Origin of the sequence: Gracilibacillus oryzae (assembly GCF_009498735.1) — a bacterium.
Lineage (GTDB): Bacteria > Bacillota > Bacilli > Bacillales > Amphibacillaceae > Gracilibacillus > Gracilibacillus oryzae.
In genome coordinates, this window is record NZ_ML762433.1 from 30,305 (window position 1) to 43,668 (window position 13,364).

9 protein-coding genes and 1 pseudogene are annotated in these 13,364 nt (G+C 34.9%); 1 reads left to right on the forward strand and 9 read right to left on the reverse strand.

The annotated features are described in order from the left end of the window. Positions 1-57: 57 nt before the first annotated feature. The 5 genes and pseudogenes from F9U64_RS13445 to F9U64_RS13465 form a co-directional block, all read right to left on the reverse strand. Positions 58-930, reverse strand: coding sequence for a carbohydrate ABC transporter permease (locus F9U64_RS13445; protein ID WP_153404450.1), 873 nt, complete (start codon positions 928-930; stop codon positions 58-60). Positions 931-940: 10 nt separating this feature from the next. Further along, complete coding sequence (locus F9U64_RS13450; protein WP_153404453.1) at positions 941-1,897, reverse strand: ABC transporter permease; 957 nt, start codon at positions 1,895-1,897, stop codon at positions 941-943. Positions 1,898-2,392: 495 nt separating this feature from the next. After that, positions 2,393-3,439, reverse strand: a complete 1,047-nt coding sequence (locus F9U64_RS13455) for an NAD(P)-dependent alcohol dehydrogenase (RefSeq protein ID WP_153404457.1) — start codon at positions 3,437-3,439, stop codon at positions 2,393-2,395. A 90-nt stretch (positions 3,440-3,529) separates the two neighbouring features. Next, a complete protein-coding gene (locus F9U64_RS13460; protein ID WP_153404460.1) occupies positions 3,530-5,128 on the reverse strand; it encodes a glycoside hydrolase family 43 protein in 1,599 nt (532 codons plus the stop codon). A 79-nt stretch (positions 5,129-5,207) separates the two neighbouring features. Beyond that, a pseudogene (locus F9U64_RS13465) lies at positions 5,208-5,567 on the reverse strand (FGGY-family carbohydrate kinase); the annotation flags it as partial. A 323-nt stretch (positions 5,568-5,890) separates the two neighbouring features. Here F9U64_RS13465 and F9U64_RS13470 point away from each other — a divergent pair. Next, the gene (locus tag F9U64_RS13470) at positions 5,891-6,517 is read left to right on the forward strand and encodes a YesL family protein (RefSeq protein ID WP_194287374.1); all 627 of its coding nucleotides are present in this window, start codon (positions 5,891-5,893) and stop codon (positions 6,515-6,517) included. Between the two features lie 19 nt (positions 6,518-6,536). Here F9U64_RS13470 and F9U64_RS13475 read toward each other — a convergent pair whose 3' ends face one another. The 4 genes from F9U64_RS13475 to F9U64_RS13490 all read right to left on the reverse strand — a co-directional run bounded on the left by F9U64_RS13475 (position 6,537) and on the right by F9U64_RS13490 (position 13,353). After that, positions 6,537-8,159: a response regulator gene (locus F9U64_RS13475; RefSeq protein ID WP_153404469.1), complete on the reverse strand. Its 1,623-nt coding sequence runs from the start codon at positions 8,157-8,159 to the stop codon at positions 6,537-6,539. Next, positions 8,152-9,900: a sensor histidine kinase gene (locus F9U64_RS13480; RefSeq protein ID WP_153404473.1), complete on the reverse strand. Its 1,749-nt coding sequence runs from the start codon at positions 9,898-9,900 to the stop codon at positions 8,152-8,154. The genes F9U64_RS13475 and F9U64_RS13480 overlap by 8 nt, the downstream gene beginning before the upstream one ends. A gap of 46 nt (positions 9,901-9,946) precedes the next feature. Beyond that, the gene (locus F9U64_RS13485; RefSeq protein WP_228275717.1) at positions 9,947-11,623 is read right to left on the reverse strand and encodes an extracellular solute-binding protein; all 1,677 of its coding nucleotides are present in this window, start codon (positions 11,621-11,623) and stop codon (positions 9,947-9,949) included. Positions 11,624-11,850: 227 nt separating this feature from the next. Beyond that, on the reverse strand, positions 11,851-13,353 hold the full coding sequence (locus tag F9U64_RS13490) for a glycoside hydrolase family 43 protein (protein WP_153404650.1): 1,503 nt from the start codon (positions 13,351-13,353) through the stop codon (positions 11,851-11,853). Positions 13,354-13,364 lie beyond the last annotated feature (11 nt).

The window sequence follows — 13,364 nt, forward strand, 5'->3', positions numbered from 1 at the left end:
TAGATTCGCCTCTTATCATTTGGTGACTTTTTGAACATCCTCTTAAAGACAATTTTTTTACCCTTTAACAGAACCTAGCATAACCCCTGAAACAAAATACTTTTGAATATATGGATAAACTAACAGGATTGGTAGAACAGTTAATACCATTGTTACTGATTTAATGTTTGCTGAAATCTGAACTAAGTTATCAGCACTGGTTGCACCTGTTCCTACACTTGCTTCTGCACCTTTAATCATATTTCTTAAGTAAATGGAAACAGGAAACAGCTCTTTTTCAGTAAAGTAGATGAAGGCAGGAAACCACGAATTCCAATGGGTTACTGCGTAAAACAACATCATCGTTGCTAGAATTGGCTTGGATAATGGCAAGATAATTTTAAATAATATTCCAAATGTATTGGAACCATCCATTATGGCAGCTTCTTCTAATTCTTCCGGTATATTTGCAAAGAACGTTCTCATAATCAGCATATTAAAAACACTTATAGCATTCGGAATAACAATTGCCCAGATAGAGTCTCCAAAGCCTAACGATGTTACAAGTACGTAGTTAGGAATTAATCCACCATTGAAGAACATTGTGAATACGAAAAACATTGTTAGGAAATTTCGGCCTTTTAACCGTTTTTTTGCAAGTGGATAAGCAATCATAGTTGATAATACTAATGAAATAATAGTACCAACAACAGTGTAAATTACTGTATTTTTGTAATTAACCCAAAACATATTGTCCGACATAATGACTTTGTATGTTTCAATATTAAATCCTTTTGGCCAAAACGTTACCTGGCCGGAATTGATATACGCTTCCGAACTAAAAGACTGTGCAACAATATTAAAGAACGGAAATAAGGTAACGATTACAATTAGCATTAAAATAACAGTATTGAAAATTTTAAATGTTTTATATTGCCATGTATCTTTCATAATATCCCTCCTACCATAAACTATTATCTGTAATCCGACGTGACAGATAGTTAGCTCCAAAGACTAATATCAGACCAACAATAGATTCAAATAACCCTATTGCAGTACCATAACTGAAGCTTCCAGACTCTAAACCGATTCGATATACATATGTTGCGATTACATCAGCTGTTTCATAAGTCAACGGGTTGTAAAGTAATAATACTTTTTCAAAACCAATTTGCAGGAAGTTACCAATATTTAGAATTAACAATACAACAATAGTTGGCATAATCCCTGGTATTGTTATATGAAGCGTTTGTTTCCACCTGTTTGCACCATCAATTCTGGCTGCTTCATATAATTCTTCGTTTATCCCAGTTAAAGCAGCTAAGTAAAGGATTGCGCCCCAGCCTAGACCTTGCCAAAGTTCAACACTTACAAATATAGTTCGGAACCATTCCGGCATCTGAATAAAATTAATCCGCTCAGATCCAAAAAATTCCAACAAACCATTTATCGGACCGTTTAATGCAACCATTTCAAACACCATACCTGCCACAACTACAATAGAAAAGAAGTGAGGTAGATATGAAGCCGTTTGCACAAAACGTTTGAATATGTGATTTTTTACTTCGTTCAATAATAATGCGAAAATGATCGGTGCTGGAAAAGTTATTATTAATAGCAAGAAAGCTAATATTAAGGTGTTGGCAAAGACATTGTAGAAAGCAGGATCACTTAGAAACATCTTAAAATAATAAAAGCCTACCCATTCTTCACCGATGATACTGCCGCCTGGAATAAATCTTCTAAAGGCGATGATATTTCCAAACATCGGTACATACTTGAAAATGATAAGATAAATAATTGGCAAAGAAATCAACGCATACAACTGCCAATCTTTCTTAAATGTATTGAATCTTCGGTTTCTGGAAATATTAGCATTGGTTAGTTTAGAATCCGTTTTTTTCCCTATTTCCTCCATTACTACTCCCCCTTTATATATTTCCCTCGCATAAGAAAGGGCTTACAATTAATTGATAAAATAATTGGCACACAGCATCTAATTAACATCCAATCACTCTAGTATAACTAGTATGTCAGTTAGTGCACAGAGAATTAGTTGTTGTTCCTCTAAATCATAAGGGTACTTTGTTTAATCGTTATACTTATTATAATTTGTTCTTTAGGTTTTGTCAATATACTAGAATGGTAGTTTTTTTATTTTCTTTCGATATCATCTTATGTAGATGTCTCTTTCCCAAAAATATTTACCTATCTTATATCCTTTGAATACTTTTGTGTAGTGTAGCATACAATGTTTGATCTGCCTATGGAAGTTTTAAACATCAATAGTATCATCTTACATATGGGGTTAGACTGATATATCTTATAAAGATCTGCCAGCTTTAAAAGACCGCCAAATAAAGAATTGCTTAAGAGCAGAAAGTGTGTGAAAAAAAGTCACACACACCTTCTTTCATTCAGGATATATCATAATTTTAATGCTCGTTTCTTTTTCCAATCGCGCTTTTTCTATCGCTTCTTTAATATCATCTAATTTATATTTATGAGTAATTATTTTCTCAATAGCTAAATCAGATTTACTTACTGCTTGAATGGCATTAGGATAAGTATTAGCATAACGGAATAAACCATAAACATCATGCTCTGAATCTACTAAATGGGTAATATCAACAGGTGTTTCACTACTTACAGGCATACCAACGAGTACAATTCGGCCTCCACGTTTAACAGACTTTAATGCATCATTTATGGCAAATGTATTCCCTGATGTTTCAATTGCCGCGTCAATTCCATTCCCCTTGGTTAAAGCATCAAGGCGCTCGTCAATATTCTCTTTCGTTGGATCGATGACTGCCGTGACACCTAATTCTTTGGCTAAATCCTGTCTGAATTTCACTACATCTGTTGCATAAATTTCCTTTACACCGTACATTTTAGCTGCTTGAATTGCTAATAAACCTATTGGGCCAAGTCCTGTGATCAATATCCGGTCACTTGGCTTGATTTTCCCTCTATTCATCGCATGGATCCCAACTGAAAAAGGTTCGAGTAAAGCACCTTCTTCATAGCTCATGTCATTTGGAATGGGAAATAAAAAATCACTTCGTACCGAAACATAGTCTGCCCACGCCCCATCAACTGGAGGTGTCGCCATAAACACAACATCTGGACATAAATTATATCTGCCTGACTTACAATATTCGCAGCGGCCGCAAGTTACACCAGGTTCAACAGCAACACGATCTCCCACTTTTAAATTTGTTACATTTTCACCAATTGCGATTACGTCACCAGCCAATTCATGGCCTAATATCAAAGGTGATTTTACTTCATAGCGGCCAATTTTCCCATGTTCATAATAATGGACATCTGAACCACAAATACCGATACATTTTACCTTCACTAATGCTTCATCAGTTTTTATTTCTGGAATACTTACCTTTTTTATTTCCATATCCAGTGGTTTATTTAACACTGCTGCTTTCATAAGTGCTGTCATTGTGTCAACCTCCATAATTTTAAGATTCTCCAGGTATGCTAGAATGGTAGTGTATGCAAATAATAATCCGCTTAAAAATGTTTAGATTGATTATTTTTCTTCGTATTTAAAATAATCAAAGTCAGCATATTTCTTTCTTCCACTTAAATCTTGTGCACAAATTCCTATAAATGCTCCGGTAAATGCTTGATCAATCATTTTTCCATAGTATTCAGCTTCCACATAATCATCTGAAATCTTGCTTGCGTCTAATACAGGGCCAATTTCTTTGAATGTCCCCTCATTTATCGCTAAATAGAATTGCAATTCATCCTCTTGTACAATCACCCGCATTTTATACTTTTTAACTCTCTCCTCAATAATTAGTGGTGTATTCAATGGTTCCTCATAATCCCCACGATCACTGCTCATTATTGAAATAAAACTCTTTTCCAGGTCCTCATCGTAAGAAGCTGAGAGATAGATATAATTTTGGGTATTGTAGTAATATATTAATCCCGCCATTTGCTGATAACTTTCCGGATTATATTCAAAACTCGTCTCAGCTGTAAAACTATGGCTTTGTTGTCTCCGTGCAATCAAGCTTTGCTGATGCTTAGAATAGAGCGATTCACGGCCATACAATCTTAGTGAACCAGGATTGTCTGTTAAGCTTGCCCAACTATTGTCGATCGGTTCTCTTAAGGTATTAAGGTGTTGGCTGATTTTATTCTGGTCAAAATTTTCAATGAATGACTGCTTTTCTTCCAATAGCTTTTCATTTGCTATTTTCACTTTATCTAAAGGATTGTTTGTGCCTTGTGCTAAACGAATCCAACCATCTTCTGTAAACACTGCCTCCTGCAGTGCAGTCTCACGTCCAAGTGTACATCTCATCTTCGGGCGAAGGGGGCGTGAACAGAGATGTGCAATATAGTAATTTCCATCAACACTTTCTACTAAACTTGCATGCCCGGCTTTTTGTAAAGTTAATTCTCTATTAGCAGAAGATGTCAATAATGGACCTTCTGGATCGGCATTATAAGGACCAAACAAATTTTTTGACCTTGCTATAGTTGCCGCATGTTCATATCTGGTGCCACCTTCCGCTACAAAAAGATAAAAATACTCACCAAGTTTATAAATATGCGGACCTTCTGTTAGTCCGAGCTCTGTCCCTTTAAATATAGTACGAATCGGTCCTGTTAAACATTTCTTTTCTTTGTCATACTCTTGAATGATGATACCACCGAACGGATTCTTTCCTTTACGATGATCCCATTTCAAGTTAACCAGCCATGTTTTTCCATCTTCATCATGAAAAAAAGAAGGATCAAACCCGCTGCTGTTTAAATAAATTGGGTCAGACCATGGACCTTCAATATTGGTTGCTGTTACAACATAATTATGTGTATCTTTATATGGACCAAGATGACTTTTTACATCAGTAAACACGAGAAAAAATGTGCCGTTCTGATAACTTAGGCATGGTGCCCAGACACCGCCGGAATCAGGATTCCCAAGCATGTTTAATTGTGACTTTCTTGTTAATGCATGACCAATTAATTCCCAATTCACTAAGTCCTTTGAACGGTGAATTTGCACGCCAGGAAACCATTCAAATGTAGAAGTTGCAATATAGTAGTTATCCTTTACACGAAGAATGGATGGATCAGGATTAAATCCTTTCAAAATTGGATTATTGATCATTCGGCCCTCACTCCTTAAAGAGATATAAATAGTGAAAATGGAAGTGATGCTAATGATTTTCACTTCCATTTTCTTGCTGTTATTTTCTAAATGACATCAGTTTTTCATTTAATGGTTTTGTTTGCTTATAAATCTCGCGATACATTACAAATAACTTTTCATATTTATCCACGTTTTCATTAATAGGATGATATGTTTCCGCATCTTCTAAGAAAGCATCTGCGCATTCTTTTAGTGATCCAAACCAGCCAGACCCATAAGCCGCCAGCATTGCAGCACCCATACCAGGTCCTTGCTCCGTCTTTAGGCGGACAATTTTCGCATTAAAAATATCTGCCTGCATTTGAAGCCAATCTTTATTTTTTGCTCCTCCACCGATTGAGTAAACCATATCAATCTCTTTTCCATTCTCTCTGAAAATCGCAATCGATTCATTCAGCTATAATTGAAATTTTGGATCCTGTGTTTTTTTCGACTCCTTCCATTACTGGTCTCCCTTCCCCTTGAAGTAAGTGCTTACAAGATCAATCACTCATGTGTAACTAGTATGTTAGTAAAAAAATATTGGTAATTGATGAAAACACTTTGTTTAATCGTTATACTAATTATAAATCCTTCAATATAATTAGTCAATATACTAGAATGGTAGTTATTGAAATTCTTGTTAAAGCTGATTATGTATGCTATAATTTATAAAAACTGTTTTACTTCACCTCTTTTATGAAAGCGTAAACATAATAATGATAAGGAGATCTAAACATTTTGATAAATTCAAAACTGTATACCACACTTGAGACCATTACAAATTTTATCTTATTGAACTTAATATGGCTGGTTGTCTCTATCCCTGTATTTACACTATTCCCTGCAACAGCTGCTATGTTTAGTGTTGTAAGAGACTGGACCTTAAAAAAAGAAATCAATTTATTGAAGCACTTCTTTCAATATTTCAGATTACACTTTACAAAAAGTTTTATCTTAGGAATAGGCTTCATCATTTTTGTTATTATTTTCTTTATAGATTTAAGTATCTTGGGAGAACTTGATCATTCTATGAGTATACTCGTTTTGTCTCTTTTATTTTTAGTTGGGATATCCGTAAGTTTTATGGGTATATTCTTATTCCCCTTAATGATTCGCTATGAGTTAACATTAAGAGACTTAATAAAAAACTCCTTCATGTTTTCCATCATGTATTATCCTTCGACATTGTTGTCCATTATTCTTCTCGTTACCGTTAGTCTAATTGTTGCGGTCGTACCAATTATGGCATGTATGGTATTTGCTCCCACAGCCTATATAATACACAAAATATGCAATCGAACTTTTATAAAAGTATCAAGTGTTATTAATGAGAAAAAGGATGATTCAACTATTGCTTCAAGTTGAATCATCCTTTAGGTTTAATTTAAAAAATTGTCTCCCGGTATTCTTTAGGAGTAAGCCCACTGACTTTTTTAAAGAATCGGGTGAATGAATGTGCAGAGGTATAACCAACTGAATTACCCACTTCTCTTATTTTCAAATCTCTTCTTCTGAGTAATTCTTTAGCTTTCCTTATTCGGCATTTCTCTATATATTCAGATAAGTTAATACCTTTTTCTTGTTTAAAGAAGTATGAAAGGTATGAAGGATTAAAGTAATGAACCTCTGCAAGACGGACCAAAGATAGATCCTCACCAAGGTTTTTTTCAATGTAATTGCATATGCATTCAATTATTTGAGAGGCTCTATCTCTTTCATCTTCCCGGATAATCATGACAATTTCTTCAGCTGTTTGCCTTAAATATTGAAATGCGTCATGTATGGAAGAATGATCGTCAAGTCGCAACAGCAATTCAGAGTTTTTTATCCTGTCATACCAGCCTAGTCGGTTAATGTGTGAGTATATTACTAGAGCTACAGAGTAATACGTTTCCATCATTCCATGGGCACTCCCATTAAACAACTCTAAATTAACCAATTCGTCTAAGTCATTCAAGAATTCTTTACCGCGATTAGCTTCAAGGTGGGTACTCATTGTTTCCATTTTATAACTTGGAATGAGCTGATCCAGCTTAGGATCTTCTTCTCTTAAGTCTTGATTAACCCACAAAATAGCTGGAACACTTTGACTTCCTTTTAAATGTTGGGTTCGACGTAATCGCTCATAATTCTCTGCTATCTTATCCCATTTACAAAATTCTCCACTTAATGTGAAAGTAATCGATAAATTGAGGGAGCTCAAACATTCTTTTTGTATAAGTTCAAGTGTACCCTCTAAATATTTCGGAAAATGTTGATCTAATTTATCATCAGAATTCTTAAAAGGTTGGATAAACCAGAGGATATCACCATATCTATCAACAATCTCAATACTATTTAGCTTTTCATGTGTGTAATAATTCCATTTAGTTCTAAGGGAAGAAAGAATCTCACTTTTTTCAGTATATGTTTTCTCACTGGGATAATTTAAACATCCAAGTACCATAAGGACACCTCTTGCGGGATCTAAATTAATATTAAATTTCTTGAATTCATTTACAATAAGAACTCTTTCTACACTGACATCTTGCTTCTTTTGTAATAAATGTCTAAAGTATTCACCCTGTGCAAGAAATTGATAAACATATATTTGCTCACGTGATTGCTCTAATAACAAATTATCCATATTAGTTTGCTGAATTTCATGTACCACATCGTTAACCGTATCCATTACCTTATCGTAGCCCTCTGTTTTCAACAAATACCTGACATTTTGCATTTGGATTGCCTGGTAAGTATACTCAAACTTACTATGACCGGTTAGAAAGATCACTTTACATCTTGGCCAATAAGACTGGACTTGTTCAATTAACTCCAGCCCATTCATTCCTGGCATAGCGATATCAGTAAGCACTATATCTATTCTCGTTCGCTTCATCCAAGCTAACGCCTCTAGTGCGGAATATGCTTTACATACATCTAACTGTTCCGGTATGTAATTATGAAATACTTCATATAATCCGTCTGTTATAATTTCTTCATCATCTACTATTAAAAGTCTATACATCCGAATCGGCTCCCTTTAACTTCATCCGAATTATGACCTTAAGGCCCTGCAAATCACTTCTTGAGAAAATCAACCCGCTACCTTCTCCGTACGTTAGAACAATTCGTTTATGTATATTCATAATTCCGGTCAGCTCCTGATGTTCATCTTTATTTTCAACACGATGACCTAATTCATTAATCTCTTCATCACTAATCCTGTTTCCGTTATCCTCAATTATTATATAAATATCGTCATTATCCCTTTCAAAAGTTATACGAAGCAAGCCTTCCTCCGCTTTTTTTTCAAGACTATGTTCGTAAGCGTTCTCAATAATTGGTTGTAAAATTAATTTTGGTACTTTAATCTCTTCCATTTCTATCGGTAAATCATTGAATTCCACAAGAATTCTCCTGGAAAATCTGAGACTTTGAATTTCAGAGTACATTCTTGCGTGTTTTATTTCCTCTTTTAATGTTACTTTATTTTCTCCATTACGTGTTATAAACCTAAAATATTCCCCAAGCATTTTCGTAAACAATTCCATTCGATCAATATCTTCGGTTTTAGCTAATGAATTTAATATAAAAAAACTATTATATAAAAAGTGTGGATTGATTTGAGACTGTAATTGTTTTAACTCGGCTTTTTGCATCATTAATTTTTGCTTGTAATCCTGATCAATCAGTTTTTTCAATTTAAACAACATTTCATTATAGCGTTCATATAGAAAACCAAATTCATCTTCTTTATTATGCATAATTGGGTTATCCAAATTACCTTCTTCCATTCTTTTGAACCCTTTGACGAGGAGCAGTAATGGGCCATGTACGAGTTTAAATGTAGCATAAGAATAGATAAAAACTGCAATGATGGAAGTAAGTGCGAACATCCAAGCCCATTTACTAAATTTCGTTAATGGCTTTCGAACTGTTTCTTTTGGAATATAGGACACAACATAGAGGCCTAACTCATCTGAAAAGACTTGATTAATCTGATATTGGGAGTCATCAGTTTGCGCTAAATTTATCCTATCGATCAGTTCACTTTTTCCATTGAAATATTTCTGCTCGATAGATTTAATTTCATCACCACTAGCTAACAATAAGTCTAACTTATCAGATATTAGAAAAGTTGCACTATCAGGATATAAGTTCATTGATTCTAACGCATTGTTCATCTTTTGCTTATCTAATTCAATTTGTACAACTAAATCGTGCACACCATTAATATCATTACTAATAGCAGAAGCTCTGACTGATAATGTATCCTCATGCAACATTATTCTTCTTCTGTTAGATTGCATTGAGTTTAGTAATTCAACATAATGAGAGTATTTAAATTCTTGTACAGCATTAACTGCTGAGATTGTTTTATCTATCGAAGGAATATGAATAAAAATATCTTTTATGTAGGTGTTTGTATTTTTAATTGAGGTCAGCCTGTGCAATATATCATGTACACTTGACTTTCTTTCAATATTATCCATTGTATCCCATGTGAACGCTATTTCCTTTAATTTACTTTCCTGTAAGATATCATATTGCTGAATTTCCAACCATTCAATTTCACGATTTAAATCCTCTAAATATGTAGTTAATTGATTGATTGAATTTCTTGCAATCTCATGACTTGCATTGTTATAACTCCAATTATATAAATAGATACCTAGTATAATAATTGGAAGGATTAAAATGAAAAACATACCAAGAAGCCTTACAAAAATAGTTTTTCGCAATGAATTAACTGGAATGTTATACATTTAATCGTCTCCCCATTATGCTTCAATCCCAAGAGTTTTGGCTAATCTAGTTATTTTCCGTATACCACTGGTTTACTTCTTCCGTTAATTTTGCACCACCCATGTTGTACCACTTATTTACAAAATCATCAAAATCATCGATAGGATTTCCTAGAATGATATTCACAAAAGTATCATGCATATAATTATCAAGAATAGTCTTCTTTTCTATCATAGTGGTTGTTGGCGGTCCGATAAAACTATCACGTAAGAGCTGGTTGTTTTCTACATAACTATCTAATATAGCAAATGCTCCATCTGGTCCATAACTACGTTCCCAGCCCCAACCAGAATCATCCCCCTGCGTTAAGTAACTGGTAATATAATTATGGATGGAATTTGCTTCAGCCTCTAATCTCGAATAATCTCCAGATAACCTTGCTCTTTCGAGTTGACGATATGCCTCCAGATTTTTTAAGGCAGGGTAAGGAGTTATTGGTGAGAGCTGCCATACGGGAAATGGATTACTGTAATATTTATTGTATTCAGCCGTCTTACCCCAATTTTTTTCTAAATGTAAATTAATCATTTTAATGACTGCTTCTGGGTGTTCAAAACCTTCTCTCACCACAAAAAATTGATTCATATCAACTTTTAAAGGAACTTTTGCTAATTCTCCTCCATTAGAAACAATCGGAAATGCTTGCCATTGTACAGTTGGATCACCATTTCGACTTGATCCAATTACAAATGAACTCCATTGTTCTCCGTATAGCATCCCTATCTTTCCATCAGCAATTAGTTCCTTAACCCTATCACCATCTTTTAGATAGAATTCACTATCCAACTGACCTTCTCGATACATTTCCTGGAGTACTTCCAATGCATCCTTAACATCCGGCTGGATACCGCCATAGACAAGTTGGCCATCGTTATTCTCTATCCAAATCTTTGGATAAGCTTCAAACCCGGCCATAAACCCAGTTAAACCCATAACTGGATCCCATAAATGTTGGGTTATCGAAAGTCCTAGTGTATCATGTTGGCCATTTTGGTCCGGATCCTCTGCTGTAAACGCTTTCGAAATTGTTAGTACGTCTTCTATATTTTGCGGTTTTCCGAGATCTAGGTTATCCAGCCAATCCATACGGATCCATAAAAACTCTACACTATCAAGAGAGGATTGAATATTAGGGATACCCATTAACTTTTCGTCAATTGTCGCACTTTCCAGTGGCGCTGGGCCTTCCTGATTAATAATCTCTTTAGAAAATGGTGTAGCGTACTTGTCATAAACTTCAGATAAATCTTGAATTAATCCAGCATTATTCAGTTGTCTTAATTGCTGGGCATTTACTTTTACTACATCTGGCAGGTTTCCTGACGCTAATACACTTCCCAATTTTCTGTAATAAATATCTCCTTCGGCTTTCCAATCATATATAATTTCTATCCCCAGGTCTTGCTTGTAGAGCTTGCTCCAACGGTTATCTTCTAACGTTTCCCCAGGAAGATTGTCGATGAGATCCCGTAATCCCTGTCCTGTTTCTTTAACCAAATGAAGTTCTATTGGTGGATTGTATTTTGTTAGTCCTTCGTGCTGATAAACTGCTTTCTCTAATTTATCAGGTGTTTGGGAATCATTCGTACCTGTATCCTTTTGATCTTCACATCCTGTTAACAGCTGAGAACTTACTATGAAGAGAAGCAAAAAACTCACTTTATTCCATTCGTACTTCCACAAATGAATAACCCCATTTCATTTTAGTAAAAGTGATTATTCCTAATTATCCTATTAGATTACATTTTTTTCAACTTATTTTTCACAGGCCAATTATTTAAAAGATTCCGAGATTTTGCTTATGATACTTATACTCATAATCTTTGCTATCTCTGCTTTCAAATATATCTTATATAATCTGCGGTATACTGTAGCAACTAATAAAGATGTTGATCATTAATCGCATCATTTTACATATAGTGGAAATAATCAAAATCTGCAATACCGCCAATTTGTTTGGTTGCATAATTAAATAGGCCCATCCTGCAACCCATAAAATGATCCAATGTATAATATAATTTCACTTCCTGCCCAATCTGCATCCACTTTTCCCCGTCAGGAGAATAATAGAAATTAGCTGTGTCTTTACTATCCTCAAAATTAAAATCGATCTTCAAAAATATTTGATCGGCCATATAACGAAGAGATTCGATGAAATTTTCTGTTCGGTCAGTATTATTAACACACATGGAGACGTAGTATTCACTATTATTCTGTACTTGGATACCAATCCAACCGTAGTGATATTGAAGTGCAACCAGACCAGCCCGATCACCTGGCTTCATTCTCTTAAAATCCAACTTAGTTATTCCACTACATGACGGCCCCTCCGTCCGTTGTGTTAACGTATTTCGAGCATCAGCTACACTTGTGGTTAAATAGCCTGTCTTTAATCGTAAATAATTTGGACGATCAGTTAATGACCATAATGTATTATCTGGATTATGATTCCACTGCCAATTTAGTGCAAGTTTATTTTCTGAATTATTAAATTCATCACTTTTTACTAGAGAGTGACTCTCTGATTTCGGTAATTGTGCTTCAAACTCTTCCGGCACAGCTCCATCCACACCAAAAACTGGCCAATGTTCTTTCCAGGTTACGGGTACAACAATGGGGATTCTTCCCACAGCGTCGTGATCTTGAAAAAGTATTGCAAACCATTCTCCTTGCTGTGAATCAACTATCCCACCTTGAGCAACTCCTTTATTGTGATAACCCACATCATCATCAAGAATTACTCGACGTTCATATGGACCAAGAAGCTCTTTTGAACGATAGCAAAGCTGTCTTCTTCTTGCGCTACCCTTTGATGGCCACTCGATAAAAAATAAATAATAGTAACCGTTTAGCTTATATGCATGACACCCTTCACACCTTAATCCTATCCCTTCATGCTCAGTCTCAAATAGTTTTTGATTAATCCCGTCTTGCTTTATGGTTTTGGCATCGTTTGTTAATTCTTTAATCCAAATCTCCCCATTACCATAAATAACGTAAACAGATTCGTTTTCAAACAATAAACTTGGATCATGAAGAAGACCTTTAATGACATAACGCTCCCATTCCCCATTCTCCAAGTCTTTCGTCTGGTAAATGTAAGTCTGATTCATATCATTACTAGAAAAGCAAACATAAAACGTATCAATGTGAAAACGTAAGCTAGCTGCCCATGAACCTTTTCCATAGATGTTTTCTCCATCAATTAAATTATGTGCGTCGTTATTCTCCAATGTATCAAACACATAGTTTACAATTTCCCAATCCTTTAGGTTCTGCGATTTCATAATAGGACACCCTGGCATCGAGTGCATACTAGTACTCACCATGTAAAATGTTTCCTCATGTCTAATTACACTTGGGTCAGGAATATCCCCCCAAACAATTGGATTCTTGATCGTTATAGAGTTCATCATTAATTATT